At 68.7% G+C, this 18,888-nt stretch carries 19 protein-coding genes; 5 read left to right on the forward strand and 14 right to left on the reverse strand.

The annotated features are described in order from the left end of the window. Positions 1-51: 51 nt before the first annotated feature. Complete coding sequence (locus tag RDU83_05090) at positions 52-705, reverse strand: 50S ribosomal protein L25 (GenBank protein ID MDQ7840389.1); 654 nt, start codon at positions 703-705, stop codon at positions 52-54. 121 nt (positions 706-826) lie between these two features. Here RDU83_05090 and RDU83_05095 point away from each other — a divergent pair, with 121 nt between their 5' ends. The 4 genes from RDU83_05095 to rbsK are packed head-to-tail and all read left to right on the forward strand — an operon-like array spanning position 827 to position 5,292. Continuing rightward, complete coding sequence (locus RDU83_05095) at positions 827-1,741, forward strand: MBL fold metallo-hydrolase (GenBank protein MDQ7840390.1); 915 nt, start codon at positions 827-829, stop codon at positions 1,739-1,741. Then, positions 1,741-3,219, forward strand: a complete 1,479-nt coding sequence (locus tag RDU83_05100) for a DEAD/DEAH box helicase family protein (GenBank protein MDQ7840391.1) — start codon at positions 1,741-1,743, stop codon at positions 3,217-3,219. Before RDU83_05095 ends, RDU83_05100 begins: the two co-directional genes overlap by 1 nt. Next, positions 3,158-4,348, forward strand: coding sequence for a DUF790 family protein (locus RDU83_05105; GenBank protein ID MDQ7840392.1), 1,191 nt, complete (start codon positions 3,158-3,160; stop codon positions 4,346-4,348). The genes RDU83_05100 and RDU83_05105 overlap by 62 nt, the downstream gene beginning before the upstream one ends. After that, entirely contained in the window at positions 4,345-5,292 is a 948-nt protein-coding gene (gene rbsK / locus RDU83_05110) for a ribokinase (GenBank protein MDQ7840393.1), read from the forward strand. The genes RDU83_05105 and rbsK overlap by 4 nt, the downstream gene beginning before the upstream one ends. Here rbsK and RDU83_05115 read toward each other — a convergent pair. The 13 genes from RDU83_05115 to upp all read right to left on the reverse strand — a co-directional run bounded on the left by RDU83_05115 (position 5,272) and on the right by upp (position 17,414). Then, entirely contained in the window at positions 5,272-5,790 is a 519-nt protein-coding gene (locus RDU83_05115) for an inorganic diphosphatase (GenBank protein MDQ7840394.1), read from the reverse strand. The two genes, rbsK and RDU83_05115, sit on opposite strands and share 21 nt — an antisense overlap. After that, positions 5,787-6,197 (reverse strand): arsenate reductase ArsC, encoded by a 411-nt coding sequence (locus tag RDU83_05120; GenBank protein MDQ7840395.1) that lies wholly within the window; start codon positions 6,195-6,197, stop codon positions 5,787-5,789. The genes RDU83_05115 and RDU83_05120 overlap by 4 nt, the downstream gene beginning before the upstream one ends. 125 nt (positions 6,198-6,322) lie before the next feature. After that, the gene (gene phoU, locus RDU83_05125) at positions 6,323-6,979 is read right to left on the reverse strand and encodes a phosphate signaling complex protein PhoU (protein MDQ7840396.1); all 657 of its coding nucleotides are present in this window, start codon (positions 6,977-6,979) and stop codon (positions 6,323-6,325) included. Between the two features lie 66 nt (positions 6,980-7,045). Then, on the reverse strand, positions 7,046-7,852 hold the full coding sequence (pstB, locus tag RDU83_05130) for a phosphate ABC transporter ATP-binding protein PstB (GenBank protein ID MDQ7840397.1): 807 nt from the start codon (positions 7,850-7,852) through the stop codon (positions 7,046-7,048). Between the two features lie 43 nt (positions 7,853-7,895). Next, a complete protein-coding gene (gene pstA, locus RDU83_05135; protein ID MDQ7840398.1) occupies positions 7,896-8,741 on the reverse strand; it encodes a phosphate ABC transporter permease PstA in 846 nt (281 codons plus the stop codon). A 3-nt stretch (positions 8,742-8,744) separates the two neighbouring features. After that, complete coding sequence (gene pstC, locus RDU83_05140) at positions 8,745-9,674, reverse strand: phosphate ABC transporter permease subunit PstC (protein MDQ7840399.1); 930 nt, start codon at positions 9,672-9,674, stop codon at positions 8,745-8,747. A gap of 8 nt (positions 9,675-9,682) precedes the next feature. Next, positions 9,683-10,741, reverse strand: a complete 1,059-nt coding sequence (gene pstS / locus RDU83_05145; protein ID MDQ7840400.1) for a phosphate ABC transporter substrate-binding protein PstS — start codon at positions 10,739-10,741, stop codon at positions 9,683-9,685. Positions 10,742-10,874: 133 nt separating this feature from the next. After that, on the reverse strand, positions 10,875-11,822 hold the full coding sequence (locus RDU83_05150; protein MDQ7840401.1) for a DUF47 family protein: 948 nt from the start codon (positions 11,820-11,822) through the stop codon (positions 10,875-10,877). Between the two features lie 130 nt (positions 11,823-11,952). Then, the gene (locus RDU83_05155) at positions 11,953-13,044 is read right to left on the reverse strand and encodes a DEAD/DEAH box helicase (GenBank protein ID MDQ7840402.1); all 1,092 of its coding nucleotides are present in this window, start codon (positions 13,042-13,044) and stop codon (positions 11,953-11,955) included. Positions 13,045-13,267: 223 nt separating this feature from the next. Beyond that, a complete protein-coding gene (locus RDU83_05160) occupies positions 13,268-13,711 on the reverse strand; it encodes a dCMP deaminase family protein (GenBank protein ID MDQ7840403.1) in 444 nt (147 codons plus the stop codon). A 12-nt stretch (positions 13,712-13,723) separates the two neighbouring features. Further along, a complete protein-coding gene (glnA, locus tag RDU83_05165) occupies positions 13,724-15,046 on the reverse strand; it encodes a type I glutamate--ammonia ligase (protein ID MDQ7840404.1) in 1,323 nt (440 codons plus the stop codon). Then, the gene (locus RDU83_05170; GenBank protein ID MDQ7840405.1) at positions 15,024-16,760 is read right to left on the reverse strand and encodes a glycerol-3-phosphate acyltransferase; all 1,737 of its coding nucleotides are present in this window, start codon (positions 16,758-16,760) and stop codon (positions 15,024-15,026) included. Before RDU83_05170 ends, glnA begins: the two co-directional genes overlap by 23 nt. Positions 16,761-16,784: 24 nt before the next feature. Continuing rightward, positions 16,785-17,414 carry a uracil phosphoribosyltransferase gene (gene upp, locus RDU83_05175; protein ID MDQ7840406.1) on the reverse strand — a complete coding sequence of 210 codons (630 nt, stop codon included), beginning with the start codon at positions 17,412-17,414 and terminating at the stop codon, positions 16,785-16,787. 139 nt (positions 17,415-17,553) lie between these two features. Here upp and glyA point away from each other — a divergent pair, with 139 nt between their 5' ends. Further along, the gene (glyA, locus tag RDU83_05180; protein ID MDQ7840407.1) at positions 17,554-18,882 is read left to right on the forward strand and encodes a serine hydroxymethyltransferase; all 1,329 of its coding nucleotides are present in this window, start codon (positions 17,554-17,556) and stop codon (positions 18,880-18,882) included. Positions 18,883-18,888: the final 6 nt, after the last annotated feature.

Genomic DNA, 18,888 nt, shown 5'->3' on the forward strand with positions numbered 1-18,888 from the left:
TGGCGCCCCTGCTCAAACTCTGGGGCCAACTCGCCCTGGGCGTCGCGCCGCCTACTCCTTCTCGGGAACCGCCTCAGGAACCACAGCAGCAGGCGCGCCCTCCACTGCGACCGCTGCCACCGGCGCCGCTTCCTCCTGCACGCGGGGTGCGACTATCGTGACGATGACCTCGTCGGGCAGAGTGAGTAGCGTCACGCCCCCCGGAATCACCAGGTCACTGGCGTGCAGCGAATGCCCTACACCCAGTTCGGTAATGTCCAGATCGAACTGCTCGGGGATGAGCGTCGGCATGCACTCGACGAGCACGTCCCGGAGGTGGTGCTCCACTATCCCGCCCTCGGCGACACCCTTTGAGGCGCCCCGCAGCATGACCCGCACACGTGTCTCGATCATCTCGGTGAGAGAGATCGCGAGGAAGTCCACGTGAATGATGTGCTGCTTGAAGACGTCGCGCTGGATCTCCTTGACCATGACCGTTGCCGGCTCGGCGCCGCCGCCCCCTGTCATGTCGAGATCTATCAGCACGTTGCGCCCGGCGTGGGTCTGCAGCGCCGACGAAATCGCCTTCCCATCCACGGCAACCGGCATCGGCTTGCGGCCGCGGCCGTAGACCACGGCCGGGACGAGCCCCTTGCGTCGCAGGCTTCTCGCCACGCCCTTGCCAACACCATCGCGAACCTGTGCAGACAGCGCCAACCGCTCCATACGGGAATCCCTCCAACACACAACAGGCCCCAACCGCCGGGGCCCGAACACCGCCTATTATAACACGCGGGGCCCCTGCCGCAACCGTCCGGTAACTGACTGTGGTATCCTGATTCAAACCATGCCCGCCATCGAACACCTCGCCGACGACCTGGTCCTGATCGACACCGGCTACTGCCGTACTCCCGCAGCGATCGGCGTCTACCTGCTGCTGGGCGAGCGACCGGCCCTGGTCGAGACCGGGCCCGCCTCGACGGTCGAGGCGGTGCTGGAAGGGGTGCGGGCCGCCGGGCTCGACCCGAGCGACCTGCGGGCGGTCGCGGTCACGCACATCCACCTGGACCACGCGGGCGCGGCAGGGGCGCTGTTACGGCGACTGCCCCATCTGGACGTGTACGTGCACCCCATCGGCGCGCCGCACCTGGTGGATCCCTCGCGCCTGATCACCAGCGCCCGCCGGCTCTACGGGGATGATCTCGACACGCTCCTGGGCGAACCCGAGCCGGTCCCCGCCGATCGGGTACAGCTCCTTGAGGACGGGGCCCAGATCATGCTTGGATCACGGCGGCTGCGGTCTCTCGATACGCCCGGACACGCCCGGCACCACCTGGCGCTCCTGGACGAGTCCTCGGGCGACCTCTTCACCGGAGACGCGGCAGGCATCTGCCTGACGGGATCGCGCTACGTGCTCCCGCCCACGCCGCCGCCGGAGCTGGACGTACCGACCTGGAACGCGACCCTCGCCCGGCTGCGCGCGCTGCGGCCGCGGCGCCTGCTGCTCACGCACTTCGGACCGCATACCTGGTGCGATGAGTTGCTGGCCCAGATGCAGGCGCGCCTTCCCGCTGCTGTGGAGCTCGTGCGTTCGGCGCTGGACTCCGGCCTGGGCGAGGAGGCGATCGTAGAGCGGCTGCGGGCTACGGGCGCCGGCGCGGCCGCAGCGGACGGACCGAATGCGGCGGGCCGTATGGAAGTCGTCATGCCTTCGCGGTTGAACGCGTTAGGGCTGATCCGGTACATCAAGACGGCAGCCTGATGGCGAACCGCGCGGGCCGGCTCCGGTTCGACCGCGGCTCCCTCCGCCTCGACCTCCCCAAGGCCACCCGGGTGCCGCCCTACCTGATCTGGGACCGGCGCGTGCAGGCGTGGCGCACCGAGGCGGTGCACTACCTGCAGGTTCGGGAGGACGCGCCGGCCTACCACCTGGACCTATCCGACGAGGCGCCGCGGTTCTTCGACTGCCCGCCGCTGATCCCATCGCTTCCGGCGCTACGGCCCGACCAGCAGGCCGCGGTGGAGGCATGGGAGCAAGCTGGAGGCCGGGGGGTCGTGGTCAAGCCCACGGGTACGGGCAAGACCGAGATCGCGCTGGCCCTGATCACCCGCCACCGCGTCTCGGCGTTGATCGTCGTGCCGCTGCGCGACCTGATGTACCAGTGGCAGCGCCGGATCAAGCAGGGGTTGGGCTTCGACGCTGGGGTCCTGGGCGACGGGCGTCACGAGGTTTGGCCGATCACGGTCACCACCTACGACAGCGCCTACATCCACATGAAGGAGATCGGCAACCGGTACCGTCTCATAGTCTACGACGAGGCGCACCACCTCCCGGGGGTCACCTTCCGCGAGAGCGCGCTGGACTGCCTGGCGCCGATGCGGCTGGGGCTCACCGCTACCCCCCGCCGTGCCGACGGCCTGGACCGGTTGCTCGACGAGCTGATCGGCCCGATCGTGTACGAAGAACAGATCGCCGACGCAAGGGGGAAGACCCTGGCCGGCTACAGCATCATCCGCGTGCCGATCGCCCTGACCGAGGACGAGCAGGCCGAGTTCGACGGGCTCTCGCGGCGGATCCGCGCGTACGTCGCCCGCGGCCGTCGGGAAGGCGCTGCAGGCAGGGCAGCGCGGGACGGGGGCGCCGGAGGCGGGGCTGCGGGCGAGCGAGCCCCGGCGTTCGACTGGACGCATGACCTGGCCAGGCGGTCGCGCACCGATCCCGAGGCCAAGGCGATCCTGCGCGCCTACCGGAGGAAGTTGACGCTCATCCATCGCTCCGCCGAGAAGTTGCGCGTGGTCGAAGACGTCCTGCGCCTGCACCCTGCGGATCAGTGCGTGATCTTCACCGCCTCCAACCGAATGGCCCTGGACGTCTCGGCGCGCTTCCTCATCCCGGCGCTCACCGCCCACTCGGACAAGAAGGAACGGAACGCCGTGCTCGACGCGTTCGCTCGGGGCACGCTGCGTGCGCTCGTCGCCTGTGAGGTCCTCAACGAGGGATGGGACGCGCCCGCGGTGAAGGTCGGCGTGGTGCTCGGGGGCGAGAAGGGCGCCAAGGAGGCCGTGCAGCGCCTGGGGCGGCTGCTGCGCAGGTCGGGCGACCGCTCCGCGCGCCTCTACGAGGTCGTGGTGCAGGAGAGCCCCGAGATCACCAGGGCACGGCGCCGGAGCCGGACGGATGCTTACCAAACAGCAACGCGTCTATCGGTGGATCAGGCCCGGCAGCTCGATCTCTTCTGATCGGCTGGACGACGAGGACCTGCCGCATCTGGCGCGGGCCATCGCCGTCTACCGGCGGTTGGTCGGCGGCCGGCGGGGACGCGTGCGGGATGCGGCGCGGGGCGCGCTCGGCGGGATCCAGCCTGATCGGGTCGAGGGGATCATCAAGCTCCTGGACGATGTGGCCACCTACGAGTGGCCCCGCGGCTCGCGGCAGGCCGAAGTGCGGGTGCGGGTGTTCGAGACGGCGGCCCGGAATCACCCGGTACTCGAACGCGACCATGCCCGGGACCTGCTGGCGGCAGGGCTCAACCCGGCGCCCCACCGCCCCGAGGATGCCGTGCCCCTCCTCTACGCCGACTACCCGGAGTTCCACCGGATGAGCGCCTTCCCCCTCGACTACGCCGCCGGCGACCTCCGTGCCGACTACGATCTCGCCCAGGCCCAGGCGCTGCTCTACGACGCGGTCCGGATCACGGTTGAAGCCCGGCGCGACTTCAGGCACATCGTCCAGTACGCGCGTCTCTCGCGCCTGCTGCACCGGGGCGAGCGGGTGCGCGGCGGAGCATACCGGTTGGTCTTCGACGGACCCAACTCGATCCTCCGGTACACCCACGCCTACGGGGTTGACTTCGCGAAGTTCCTGGCAGCGCTCGTCCAGGCCCGAGGCTGGACCCTGACCGCCGAGGTCGTGATGCGCAAGGGGTGGCGGCCGGTTCTGTTCGCGCTCTCGGACGCCGACGGCCTGCGCTCGCGGGTGCCTGTCCCGGCGCTGTTCGACTCGCGCCTGGAGGAGACTTTCGCGCGCAAGTTCGGTCCCGAGCGCGACGGCTGGCGACTCGGCCGGGAAGCGCTCATCCTCGAGGCGGGCGAGGCGCTGGTGGTGCCGGACTTCGTCTTCACCCACGAGGATGGAACCGAGGTGGCCTTGGAGATCGTCGGGTACTGGACCCCACAGTACCTCAAGACGAAGCTCGATAAGCTCGCCGCGGTGCGGGGGCCGAACCTGATCGTAGCCGTCCGGAAGGCGATGGCCGTGGCGGCTGGGAGTCTTCCGGCGACGGTGTTGCCGTTCTCGAGCGGGATCCTGCTGCGGGACCTCATGCCCCGGCTGGAGGCGTTCCGGCCAACCCGAAGGAGGGGTGGATGACCGTGGCACCACGGGTCACCGTCGTGGGCAGCCTCAACACCGACCTTGTGGTCAGGGCGCCGAAGCTGCCCGAGCGCGGCGAGACGGTGATGGACGGCTCGTTCGCCGTCTTCTCGGGAGGCAAGGGTGCCAACCAGGCCGTGGCCGCAGCCAGGCTGGGAGCGAGCGTGGTAATGGTCGGCCGCGTTGGGGACGACCCCTTCGGCGCGCAGATGCGTGCCGGCCTGGAGCAGGAAGGCATTGATGCTGCGCACGTGCGCGCAACCAAGGGCACCGCATCGGGTGTCGCGCTCATCACAGTAGATCTCGCCGGTCACAACACCATCGTCGTGGCCTCAGGGGCCAACATGCGCCTGACGATCGCGGACGTGGATGCCGCTGCTGAGGTAATCGCAGAGAGCCAGGTCCTGCTGCTGCAGTTCGAGGTGCCGACGGAGGTGGTGGCACACGCTGCGGCCCTGGCAAAGCGCAGCGGCTGCCGTGTCGTGCTGGACCCGGCGCCCGCACCGGCGGACGGGTCGCTGCCCGAAGGCCTGTACCGGAGTCTTTTCGTAATAAACCCCAACGAGGTTGAAGCCCGGGCGCTCACCGGAATCGCGGTGGCCAACGATCAGGGCGCGGCCGCTGCTGCAGACCGCCTCTTGGAGCTAGGATGCCAGGCAGCGGTCATCAAGCGCGGCGTGCAGGGTGCCTTCTTGGCGGTGGACGCGACGCGTGAAGCAGTACCGGGGATTCCAGTCAAGGCCGTGGACTCAACCGCCGCGGGTGATGCGTTCGCCGGAGCGCTGGCGGTGGCGCTGGCCGAAGGCAGGAGCCTAGCCGAGGCGGTCCGGTTCGCGAACGCCGCAGGCGCGATGTCGGTGACCCGGATGGGTGCGCAGCCCTCGATGCCACGGCGGGAGGAGTTGTTGGAGTTCGCCCGGTCACGCGGGCTTGGGCTCTGAGCCGCCCCCGGCCGCGTGCGCGCGCCGGGCCTCGCTGACCATCCGCCGCGCGTCCTCTGCCCCGGCCCAGCCGTGGATCTCCACCGGCTTCTGCTCGAGCGTCTTGTAGACCGTAAAGAAGTGCTGCACCTCCTTGAGGAAGTGCGGTGGCACGTGCTCCAGTTCGGTCACGCCGTCGAAGCGCGGATCGCCCACGGGCACGGCCAGCACCTTCTGGTCGTGCCCCTTCTCGTCGTGCATGTCCAGCACGCCGATGGGGCGCACCTCCACCAGGCAGCCAGGGAACGTGGGCTCGTAGGTGAAGATCAGCACGTCCAGGTGGTCGCCGTCGTCGGCCAGGGTGTCTGTGATGAACCCGTAGTCGGCCGGGTAGTGCAGCGGCGAGTAGAGCACCCGGTCGAGCCGGATCCCGCCGCGGATAGGGTCCAGTTCGTACTTGTTTCGGCTGCCCCGCGGCACCTCGACGAAGGCCAGCACGGTCACAGCCCGTTCGGTCATCCCCATCTCCCTCCGTCGGGCCCGGTCGCCCCCGCGTCGCGATCCGTCAGGTCCCGGACCAGCGCGCGGATGCGGCCGGCCAGGTCGTCGCGGACCGTGCGGTAGAACGTGAGATCGCGGCCGGCCGGATTCGGCAGCGGCCAGTGCAGGCTTCGCGCGCCCGGCACCAACGGGCACGCCTCCTCGGCGCACAGGCCCACCACCAGTTCGACGTCGGGCCCCAGGGCCGCCTGCAGCGGCTTGGGCATGTGGTCGCTGATGTCCACGCCGATCTCGCGCATGACCGTCACGGCCTCCTCGCGCACGCGCTCCCCGGGGTCCGTGCCCGCGGACCCGGCCCGCCAACCCGCCGGCGTCAGGGCGTTGAACAACCCCTCCGCCATCTGCGAGCGGGCGGAGTTGTGCACTCAGAGAAACAGGACGCGTGGCATGACACCCTCCTCACCGCCCCGGAGCAGTCCTGGCCCACCGTGGGCGCCGCCAGGCCCGCGACCACGCCCGCGGCCGCCTGTACCGTGTTGGCGGGGCCGCATCACACGTTCAGCTCCCGCAGCTCGCCGGTCACCATGTAGATGACCCGCTCACCGATGTTGGTGATATGGTCGGCGGCGCGCTCCAGGTTCTGCGCCACCAGCAGCAGCTCCAGCGCCCGCGGGATGGTCCGGGGATCGCTGAGCATGTACGTCAGCAGCTCTCTGAAGACCTGGCTGCGCAGGGCGTCCACCTCGTCATCTCGCTTCGCCATGGCCTCGGCCAGGGCCGTATCTCTTCGCAGGTACGCGTCCATGGCCTCTCGGAGCATCTGCTGCACGAGTTCCTCCATGCGCGGGATGTCAATGAGCGGTTTGAGGTGCGGCTGGCCGGCCAGCCGCTTCACCGACTTGGAGATGCCCTCGGCGTGGTCGGCCAGCCGCTCCAGGTCGATGGTAATGACGAAGGCGGCCGCGATGGTCCGCAGGTCTGACGCCATGGGCTGCTGCCGGGCCAACAGGCGCATGCAGCGGTCCTCCAGCTCCAGGTGCAGCGCGTCGATCCGGTCGTCATCCCGGACGATCCGCTCGGCCCAGTCGGCGTCCAGCGTCCGCAGCGCCTCCACCGACGCGTGGATCGCCTCCCCAGCCATCGTCGCCATGCGGACGACGTCGGCCTGGAGCCCCTCCAACTCCCTCAGGAACAGCTCGCGAGTCAACCTCGGCTCCCTCCCCCCGATGTTCTGGCCACGCCTGGGAACTCCTGGCAGGGTGCCGGCCCGGGCTCACCCGAACCGGCCGGTAATGTAGTCCTCGGTCCGGCGATCACCAGGCCGCGTGAAGATCTGGTCCGTGGCACCAACCTCGACCAGCTCGCCGTCCAACAGGAACCCGGTCACATCCGAGACCCGGGCGGCCTGCTGCATGTTGTGGGTCACGATGACAATGGTGAGCTGCCGGGCCAGCTCGCGGGCCAGCTCCTCGATGCGCAGCGTGGCTGCCGGGTCCAGGGCCGAGGCCGGCTCGTCCATCAGCAGTACCTCTGGCGAGACGGCGAGCGCGCGGGCGATGCACAGCCGCTGCTGCTGGCCGCCCGAGAGGCTGGTGCCGGGCCGCCCCAGGCGGTCCTTCACCTCATCCCACAAGGCCGCGGCGCGCAGGCTGCGCTCCACTGTCTCGTCCAGCACACGCCGGTCCCGCTCGCCGGCCAGCCGCAGCCCGGCCGCGGCGTTGTCGTAGATGCTCATGGTGGGGAAGGGGTTGGGCTTCTGGAACACCATGCCGACGCGGCGGCGGACCCGGACCGGGTCGACGCCCGGCGCGTAGATATCGACGCCGTCCATCAGTACCCTCCCGCTGGAGCGCGCGCCGGGCACCAGCTCGTGCATGCGGTTCAGGCAGCGCAGGAAGGTGGACTTACCGCATCCCGACGGCCCGATGATGGCCGTCACCCGGCGAGGGGCGATGGTCAGGGAGACGCCACGCAGAACGTGGTGGCGGTCGAACCAGGCGTGGACGCCCTGTGCCTCGATCCCGGCGGCGTGGTCGATCAAGATCCCGGCGTCCGCCGTCACGGCGACCCCGGCCTGCATGGCGTCTGGCATCGGACCCTCCATCATCGCAGCATTCGCTCCGTTACCGAAGTTTCACATGGCGGGCCGCCACCGCCCGGGCGGCGATGTTGACGCTCAGCACAATGGTCATCAGGACCAGGGCGCCGGCCCACGCCTGCCGGTGCCAGTCCTCGAAGGGCGAGACGGCGTAGGCGAAGATCTGCAGGGGCAGGGCGGCGATCGGTTGCAGCAGGTCCCAGTTCCAGAACCGGTTCCCGAACGCGGTGAAGAGCAACGGCGCGGTCTCGCCCGCGATGCGGGCCAGCCCCACCATGATGCCGGTCACGATCCCGCCGGCGGCGGTGGGCAACACCACCCGAAGCAGCGTTCGCCACTGGGGGATACCCAGCGCCAGTGACGCCTCGCGAACGCTCTGGGGGACCAGCCGCACTATCTCCTCGGTGGTCCGCATCACCGTCGGGATCAGCATGATCCCCAGCGCTACGCCGCCGGAGGCGGCGCTGAAATGGCGCAGGGGCAGCACCAGAATGGTGTAGGCAAACAGGCCCATCACGATGCTGGGCACCCCGTTCATCACGTCGGCCATCAGCCGCACGGCACCGGCGAGCCGGCTGTTGGGGCATTCCGCCAGGAACGTCCCGCCCAGCACGCCGACCGGCATCCCGAGCAGCGCGGCCAGGCCCACCAGCACCAGCGTGCCGGAGATGGCGTTGGCCATCCCGCCGCCGGGCTCGCCGGCGGCCCCGGGCAGGTGGGTGAAGAATTCCAGGTTCAGGGCGCCCAGGCCGGTGCGGGCCAGGAAGAAGAGGATGAGGAACAGCGGGACCAGCGCGGCCACGGTGCACAGGAATGTCACCCCGGCCATCAGGCGGTCGGTCCAGCGGCGGCGCAGATAGGAGCGGGCCATCGGCTACTCCCGAATGAGGCCCGGGCCCCGCGCCACGCGGGCCACCAGCAGGCGGGCCAGGATGTTGACCGTCAGCGTGACCAGGAAGAGGACGAGCCCGGCGTAGATGATCGCGGCCACGTACAGGTCGTCGGTGGCCTCGGCGAACTCGTTGGCGATCACCGCCGCGATGGTGTAGCCCGGCGCGAGAAGCGACGCCCTGATCTGGGGCACGTTGCCGATGACCATGGTGACCGCCATGGTCTCGCCCAAGGCCCGGGCCAGAGCCAGGAAGATCGCGCCCACGATCCCTGAGCGGGCATACGGGATGACCGCGGTCCGGGTGGTCTCCCAGACGGTAGCTCCCAGGGAGAGCGCGGCCTCACGCTGCGAAGTCGGCACCGCCCGCATTACCTCGGTGCTGGCGGCGATGATGAAGGGCACGACCATGATCGCCAGGATCAGCCCGGCGGCCAGCATCCCAATGCCCAGCGGCGGCCCCTCGAACAGCGGCAGGAAGCCCAACGTCGCCTTCAGCGGCGGCGAGAGCGTCGTCCGCACCCAGGGGACCAGCACAAAGATCCCCCACAGCCCGTAGACCACGCTGGGGATGGCGGCCAGCAGATCGAGCAGGAATCCGACCGGCCGGCGCAGCCAGCCCGGGGCCAGCTCGGACAGGAAGATGGCGACCCCCAGACCCAGCGGCACGGCCAGGGCCAGCGCGACGGCCGAGGACACCAGCGTGCCGTAGACGAAGGGCAGGGCGCCGAAGTCGCCGGCGACAGGGTCCCAGGTCGAGGTGGCGAAGAACGCCGGGCCGAACTTCCGGATCGCCGGCCAGGCACCGACGGTCATCGCGGCCAGCATGGCGGCCATGATTACCGGCACCACGCCGGCCATCGCTGCCAGCAGCCGCGCGAACAGCCGGTCGCCCATATGCGCGACGTGCCGCACGGGAGCCGTCAGGGCAGCAACGCCTTCCCCTGCGCGGTGACCGTCCGCAGCGTGCCCTCGACGCGCGCCACCAGGCTCTTGGGCAGCTGCGCGTAGTGCAGCGGCGGCGCGTACTTCTGGCCGTCATGGACCGCCCACCGCAGGAAGTCCACCAGGGCCTTGCCCTTGACCGGGTCGGGCTGCTCGCCGTAGATCAGGATCCACGTAAACCCGGCGATGGGGTAGACGTCCCGGCCCTCGGGATCGGTGAAGAAGATCCGGTAGTCCTCGGGGATTGCCCGCAGCGCGCCATCCATCGCCCGGGTGGTGCTGGACAGCAAGGGCCGGATGAACTGACCCGCGCGGTTGCGCACATTGCCAACGGGCATCCGGTTGGTCAGCACGTAGGCCAGCTCCACGTAGCCCAGCGCGTTCGGCATCTGCCGCACGAGGCCGGCGACACCCTCGTTGCCCTTGCCGCCGATCCCGACCGGCCAGTTCACCGACGTACCCTCGCCTACCTTCCTCCGCCAGTCGGGGCTGACCTTGCTCAGGTAGTTCACCCAGATGGCCGTGGTCCCGGACCCGTCCGAGCGGCGCACCACGATGATGTCGGCGGCCGGCAGCTTCGCCTCGGGGTTGTCCTTGAGCAGCCGGGGATCGTTCCACTTCGTGATCTTGCCCAGGAAGATGTCGGCCAGGACGCCGGGGGCAAAGTTGAGCCCGGTCCCCACACCGGGAATGTTGTACATCGGTACCACCGCGCCGGCCACCATGGGGATGTGCAGCGGGCGGCCGCCGGCCTGGCGAATCTGCGCGTCGGTCATCGGGCCGTCGGTGGCGCCGAAGTCCACGGTCTTCGCGATGAATTGGCGGATCCCGCCGCCCGAGCCGATGGATTGATAGTTGATGCGCACGCCACGCTCGGCATCGTAGACCTGCGACCACTTGGAGTAGAGCGGGAACGGAAATGTCGCCCCTGCACCGGTGAGCGTCACCGGCTGCTGGGCGGGGGTGGTCCCCGCCGCGCCGAGCACCACGGCGGCGCTCAGGGCAAGCGCAGCGAACCACGATAGCGGATTCAACACTGTCCGGCCTCCTTTGGCTTGGGTGGATCCGAGGGGACGCCCGATCGGCGCGCTCCCTTCATCCCAACCCTAAACCCGAAAGGTGGTGGACAGGCCAAGGCCAGGTGAACCCTATGTCAAAGGGAGGTGAAACTTACTTGAGGTCCAGGCGGTATCCGATGCCGCGCACGGCCACGAGCCGCACGCCGCCGCGGGGCTCGACTTTCTTGCGCAGCCAGCCGATGTGAGTATCGAGGGTACGAGAGTTGCCGAAGTAGTCCTCGCCCCAGACTTCGTGCAGGAGGCGCTCGCGCCGGACCACTTTGCCCTGGTGCCGCAGCAGGAGGTGCAGCAGGCCGAACTCCTTCGCGGTGAGGGGCACGGGCACGCCGGCCACGGCGGCCTCGTGGCGTTCGGGGTCTACGGCCAGACGGCCGGCCACCAGCGTTAGTTCGACGCCCGCCTGGACGACAAGGGTCTCCAGGACATTGGCGATGTCCTCGCAGCGGTCGGTGCCGGTCTCAAGCATCTCGCAGATGTCTTTCCACTTGATGATGTCCCTGGCGCTGCGCCGGCCCGAGAACAGCGCCTCGAGGGCGTCCCGCAGCACGTCGTCGCCCTGGTTCTCCAGGCGGTGCAGCGTCCGTGTGTGGGAGAAGACCTCTCGCCCGCGGCGCACCTCGCGAATCGCCTGTCTGATCTCCTGCGCCGACCGGAGCATGATCTGTCCCATCTCGCGCGCGGACGGGATCGCCCGCCGGATGCGATAGATCGCCAGCCGTGCCGCCGCCGCCTCGATGGCGTCGAGCACGTCGTCGAGAAGCCCGGTCAGGCTCTTTAGCGTGTCACGGTCGCCAGAGGGAATGCCGGCGGCCGAGAGGGATTCGAAGAGATCGCGCGCAATGGCATCGCCTTTGTGTTCTAGATCCCGAATCGCCTGCCAGGCCTGATCGGCAGGCGTACGGCTCTCCAGCGCCCCGACGAGCGCCTCGGCGGCATCGAGGATGGCGTGCGTCATCTCCTCGAGAAGGTCGAACTCCCTCTCACGCGGAAGCGGTGCGGCGCGAGGCGATGGCACCGCGTCGGGTGAAGGATCAACCATACGCACCGAGCATACCACGTCAGGCGCCACCGGGCGCACCGAGCGCTTCGGGGCAGGCGGAGCACGCCGAAGCACGGGCGGGCCCGGCGCATATGCGCCGGGCCCGCCACGATCATGTATGTCGCCCGCGCTACCGGTACAGCGGCAGCGGGTGGGGCTGAAGCGCCGAGCCGATCCGCCGCTTCAGCAGGTCGAACACTTCCATGTCGTACTGACCTACAAAGGTAACCGCCTCGCCTGCACGGCCGGCCCTGGCAGTGCGGCCGATCCTGTGGATGTAGGTATCCACGTCCTCGGGCATGTCGAAGTTAATCACGTGCGAGATGTCGGGAATGTCCAGCCCGCGGGCGGCCACGTTGGTGGCCACCAGCACCTGGGCCTTGCCCTTTGCGAAAGCGGTCAGCGCGCGCACCCGCGCGCCCTGGGTCATGTCGCCGTGAATCACCTCGGCCGGCTGGCCCCGCTCGCGCAGGATCTTCGCAAGACGATCGGCACCCCGGCGGGTCCGCCGGAAGACAAGGGCAGAGGGCACCTCGCCGCTGGTCAGCAGCAGCCGCAGCGCCCGTACTTTGTCCTGTTCGGCCACTTCCAGGTAGTACTGCGTGACCGTATCCACCGTGGGCATCTTGTCGGCAACCCTAACCCACGCCGGGTTGCGCATGTGCCGCGCCGCGATCGTAGACACCGCATCCGGCAGCGTGGCTGAGAACAGAGCCGTCTGGCGCGCCGCCGGCGTCCGTCTGAGGATCTCCTCGACGTCGGGCAGGAAACCCATGTCCAGCATCCGGTCGGCCTCGTCCAGAACCAGGAACCGGACGCCGTCGAGCTTCACGGACCCCCGGGAGATGTGGTCGAGCAGGCGGCCCGGCGTGGCCACTGCCACCTGAACGCCGGCGCGCAGCGCGGTGAGCTGCCGCTCGATGGGCTGCCCGCCGTACAGCGCGGTAACGCGGAGCTTGGGTCCGCCCAGCGCGCGCACCGCGTCCGCGATTTGCAGGGCCAGCTCGCGGACGGGTGAGAGTATGAGCGCCTGGATCCCTCGGGCGTTACGGTCGAGGCGCTCCAGCATGGGAATCACATAGGCACCGGTCTTGCCGGAGCCGGTCTGGGCCTGGCCGGCCACATCGTGCCCGGCGGTCAGCCCTGGGATAACCTTCAACTGAATGGGGGTGGGTTCGGTCCACCCAAGACGGGCTATCGCCCGGATGGTCTCCGGGCGCAATACGAGGCCGCCGAACGCGGTCTCGCGCGTTGAAATGGAAATTAGACTTACCTCCTGATTTGACCCGGGGGAAACCCGGGCCGGGTTTGAGCCGGCATCATGCGCGTGCCCACCGGTCCACCCAGCCCTGGTGAGATAAACTCCGCGGACACATGAAACGGGCGACTCAGCAGTTACATCGCCCGATTCGGAAGACGCAACTATGACGACTGGGGTTACTGTATCACACTACCCGCACGAGTTCAACCCCGCCCAACTCCAGAACCCGGCGCGCCGCCTCGTCCGGATACTCCCCTGAGAATACCACGCGGCGCAGCCCCGAGTTGAGGATCATCTTGGCGCAGGTCAGGCACGGCTGGTGGGTAACGTAGATCGCGGCGCCCGCGATGGCGACGCCGTGGTAGGCCGCCTGGATAATGGTGTTCTGCTCGGCGTGCAGGCACAGACAGGTGTCATGACCCGTGCCCGGGGGCGTGTCGCCCGCGCACCTCTCGCAGCCGCCGTCGCCGCAGTTGGGCAGCCCCCGGGGAGTGTCGTTGTAGCCCGTTGACAGAACCATCCGGTCCTTGACCACGACCGCGCCCACCTGGCGGCGCAGGCAGGTGGAGCGGCTGGATGCGAGTTGAGCCATCCGCATGAAGTACGTGTCCCACGAAGGTCTGCTCATTCAGAAGGCCGTCTAAAAAGCCGTAAGGTAACTGTCAACTTCCCACGGGTGTACGCGGGTGATGTACTCCCGCCACTCCAGTCGCTTGGCCCGTACAAGATGATCTACGATGTGGCTGCCGAGCGTCTCAGTGATGAGCTCGTCGGCCAGGAGTTCCCCCACCGCCTCGTCGAGGTTGCGGGGAAGCACCCGGATGCCCAACTGATCCAGCTCGTCTTCCGTCATCGCGTAGAGGTTCCGGTTGAGCGGCGGGCCGGCGTCCAGCCCTCTTGTGATGCCGTCGAGGCCGGCGGCCAGCATCACCGCCATGGCCAGGTAGGGGTTGCAGGAGGGATCCGGCATGCGCAGCTCCACGCGCGTGCCGTCCCCGCGCGACACCGGGACGCGAACCAGCGGCGACCGGTTGCGCTCGGCCCAGGCGATGTAAACCGGTGCCTCGTACCCCGGCACCAGGCGCTTGTAGGAGTTGACCAGGGGGTTGGTCACCGCGCACATGCCCCGCGCGTGGGTCAGCAGCCCAGCGACGTATTGCAGGCAGGTCGCGCTGAGCTGGTGGGTGCCCTCAGGGTCGTAGAAGGCGTTCTTCCCCTCGCGGTACAGCGACTGGTGGGTGTGCATCCCCGACCCCGCGATGCCGGTAATGGGCTTCGGCATGAAGGTCGCGTGAAGCCCGTGGCGCCTGGCGATCGTCCGCACCACCAGGCGGAACGTGGCGATGTTGTCGGCCGCGCGCAGCACGTCGGCGTACTTGAAGTCAATCTCGTGCTGGCCGTTGGCCACCTCGTGGTGCCCGGCCTCGACCTCGAAGCCCATGGCTGAGAGCGCGGTCACCATGTCTGCCCGCGCCTCTTCACCCTTGTCCACGGGCGCCATGTCGAAGTAGCCGGCCCGGTCGTGCGTCGTCAGCTTGGGCTGGCCGTCGGCGTCGGTGGGAAAAAGGAAGAACTCGCACTCCGGCCCGGCCATCATGGTGAACCCACTGCGCGCGGCAGCGGCGACGACGCGACGCAGCACGGAGCGGGGATCGCCCGCGAACGGCTCCCGCTCGGCGGTATAGACGTCGCAAATCAGGCGCGCCGTGGCCCCCTCCCGGTTCTTCCACGGAAAGAGCGCGAAAGTCTCGCGATCCGGTATGAGATACATGTCCGACTCCTCTATGCGCACGAAGCCCTCGATAGAGGAACCGTCAAACAGGATCTCGTTGTCGAGCGCCCTCTCGAGCTGCTCCACCGGGATCTCCACGTTCTTTAGGGTACCCAGGATGTCCGTGAACTGCAGGCGGACAAACCTCACACCCCACGCGTGGGCCTGCTCAAGCACCTGTTCTTTCGTCATCACCGCTCCTCCTAAGTGCCGTGGTCTGAACCTCGAACCCCATCTCGGCCGCCCGTGCCACCAGGTACTCGATGTTCTCGGTCTTGGTGCGGTCCCCCAGGCTGATGCGCTGGGTGCACCCATCGAGCGCGATGATCACAGTCTCTGCCAGGCAGGCAGGCACAAGGCCCGGACCGTAGCCCAGGTTGATATTCCAACTAGGATTCCCGGGAAGGCGCACAACTCCTCCTGGGATGACCTCGGCTCCCGGCATTGCCTTCACCGAATCGTCCACATCATAGGGCCTTCCCAGGTCTATGATGAGGCAGCCGTCCCTCACGTGTTCGGGGAAGATGACCGGGCGCGGCGAGGAGGTGGCGGTGAAGATGGCGTCGGCCTCTCGCAGCAACCCGTAGTCGGTCGTCGCCTCGATGCGCGCGCCGGGGTGGCGGCGCGCCAGCAACTCCCGCGACCGCTCCAGCCGTGACGCATCGGTCCCCAGCATGACCAGGCGCCCCACGTGCTCCACCACCTGGCGGCAGATTCCGAAGCCCACCACGCCGTTCGCCCCGACCACCGCGATCGTGGCGTCTGCCGGATCAATGCCGCGGGAGCGAAGCCGGTCGAGGATCACGGGCACCGCCATCTTCACGGTGCCGGCGGTATAGGCGCCGCCGTTGGTGACCGCGATCCCGGACCTTGCCGCCACCTCGACGCCCTTGTTCCCGACAACGGACCAGTAGGCGCCCAGCCCCAGAACCGTGGCGCCCAGATTCTCGGCAAGGTGGGCGGCCTGCACCGCCCGCCGCACCGCCAGACGGGGATGCGCTCGGATCTGGTCGGGCAGCAGCGGCACCCCAATCAGGTAGACGCGGGCCCGCCGACCGTCGGCGGTGATGACCGGGTGGATATCGTCAACCTTCATGGGCCGCACGAAGCGCGCGACCCGGCGCACCAAGGCGTCGGAGATGATCCCGCGCCGGCGCAGGGGCATCAGCCAGCGGAACCTGCCGGCCTCCCAGTTGTCGTCAACGGTCATCGGGTGGACCAGGAATGCGCACACGGCATCGTCGCCCAACAGCAGCGGCAGCGGAAGGCGTTCGCCCATCCTGGGCTCGGTACCGTCGGCTATCCGCGCCAGGTGTTCCTTGTGGTTCCACAGGCTCACTATCGCAAGCGCCAGACCCAGCGCCAGGTACGGCGCACGGCCGCCCAGCGCCCACAGGCCCGCGGGCAGGCTGGCCGTGGCAAGCACCGTCGCCAGCGAGAGATAGCCCCAGCGCCGCCCCGCGATCCTCGGCACTCCCAGCGTCACCAACGCCACCACCGCGGGGATCGCCAGCGCCGGCCAGGGCACCGCGCCCAGGGCGCCCAGGCCGAGAAGCGCGCCCGCGGTTACGACAACGCCCTTCACCCGCACCGCTGCCGGCGGCGCGAGAAACCAGAAGGGCGAGTAGGCGTGGCCCGCTACAACCGCGGCCGCGGAGGCGGCCAGGGTCCAGTCGCCGCCGCCCAGCAACCGGGCGGGGACAACCGCGAGCCCTCCTTTGAGCAGATCAAGCGCGGCGGCCAGCGCGAGGGTATGGGCTCCGGCCGCGGCGGCCACCGTCCCCAGGCCGAGGTTGTGCGCGGAGTAGCGGCGCAGATCCACACCGCGCAGGAGCCGGCCCACGGCGTATCCGGTGGGAAGGCCTCCCAGAGCGAAGGCGAGGACGGTGGCTACAATGCTCAGCACAGGGGTAACTTGGTCCCGAGCAATCTACTTGGTCCCGAACAGGCGATCGCCCGCATCTCCCAACCCGGGCACGATGTAGCCCTTGTCGTTGAGGTGGCTGTCCACCTCGGCGGTGAAGATCTCAACGTCCGGGTGGGCCTCCTGGACCTTCTTGATCCCTTCTGGCGAGGAGATGATTGCCATAACCTTGATGTTGTGGCATCCGTGGGCCTTGAGGGTGTTGATCGCCTCTACGGTTGATCCGCCGGTGGCCAGCATGGGATCGAGAATCATCGCCTCCCGCTCGGCGATGTCTGCGGGCAGCTTAACGAAGTAGCTGACCGGCTGCAGGGTTTCGTGGTCTCGGTACATGCCTATGTGTCCGACCCGCGCGGTGGGAATGAGCCGGGTGATCGCGGTCTCCATCACCAGCCCTGCCCGCAGGATCGGAATCACCGCCAGCTCCTGCCCGGCGATGGACCAACCTGTGGTCTTGGCCAGCGGCGTCTCGACCTCGATCTCGCGTACCGGGTGCGATCGGGTTGCCTCATAGGCCATCAACGCGGCCAGTTCCTCGGTGATCTCGCGGAACTCCTTGTGGCCGGTGCGCTTGTCTCGCAGGATCGTGAGCTTGTGCCGGATGAGCGGATGGTCGAACACGTGCACGGTAGACATCACCGAGCCTCCTGGATGGTCTGGAAGTTGCTACCGGCTTCGCTGCCGTACAAAGGCATCCCTCCCCATGAAGGCAAGCCGCCGGCGGCCGCCGAATACAACCTGGGACGCAACTGCACCGATCCCCTGGAGGCCGAGAATGATCCTTGAGAGTCAGGACCTGGAACTGTTCGCGATAATGGCGCGCGAGCGCGCGCGGCAGCGGGACGGCATCGAGCTCATACCTTCCGAGAACTACGTCTCGGCCGCCGTGCTGGAGGCGATGGGTTCCATTCTCACCAACAAGTACTCGGAGGGGTATCCCGGCCGCCGGTACTACGGCGGTAACGAGCATATAGACGAGATCGAGCGGCTGGCGCAGCGGCGCGCCAGGGACCTGTTCCACGTGCCGCACGTGAACGTCCAGCCCTACTCGGGCAGCCCTGCCAACTTGGCGGTGTACATGGCAACGTGCGAGCCGGGCGATGTCATAATGGGCCAGAACCTGACCGACGGCGGTCACCTGACCCACGGGTGGAAGGTCAGCGCCACCGGAATCTTCTACCGGAGCGTCCCGTACCACGTGCGCCCCGACGGCATGATCGACTTCGACGAGGTGCGGCGCCTGGCGCACGAAGCCAGGCCCCGCCTGATCTGGTGCGGCGCCACCGCCTATGTGCGGGAGATGCCGTTTGCGCAGTTCGCCGAGATCGCCGACGAGGTGGGGGCGTACCTGGCCGCGGACATCGCCCACATCGCCGGGCTGGTGGCCGGCGGCGCGCACCCCAGCCCGGTCGGGCACGCGCACGTCGTCACCACCACTACCCACAAGACATTGCGCGGTCCTCGCGGCGCAATGATAATGGTCACCGACCGCGGGGTTGCCAAGGACCGGCAACTGCCCGAGAAGGTTGACCGGGCCATCTTCCCAGGACTCCAGGGAGGACCGCACGACCACACCACCGCCGCGATCGCGGTTGCGCTGGCCGAGGCCTCTAGGCCGGAGTTCAGCACGTACGCCGCGCAGATCGTGGCGAACGCGCGGGCGCTGGCCGCATCGCTGATCCGCGCGGGGTTCACGCTTGTGACCGGCGGGACGGACAACCACATGCTGCTGCTGGACCTCACCCCCGGCGGCGTCGGCCGAGGCGTCTTCATGCAGGAGGCGATGGACGCGGTCGGCATCACGGCCAACAAGAACACGATTCCCGGCGAGCCCTCGTCGGCCTTCTACCCATCGGGTGTGCGCCTAGGCACGCCGGCCGCAACGACGCGCGGCATGCGCGAGCCAGAGATGGATCAGATCGCGGGATGGATGGCCCGAGTGCACGAGGAGATCAGTCAGTTCCGGCTGCCGGAGGATCGGGAGGCCAGGAACCGGGCGTTCAAGGAGTTCCGCGCCGCGATCGGCGCAAGTCCGCGCCTCGCGGCCATCAGGGAAGAAGTGCGGGCGTTGTGCCGGCGGTTCCCGGTGCCGGGTATAGCGTAGACCGAA

This window comes from bacterium, assembly GCA_031082185.1.
Classification (GTDB): domain Bacteria; phylum Sysuimicrobiota; class Sysuimicrobiia; order Sysuimicrobiales; family Humicultoraceae; genus VGFA01.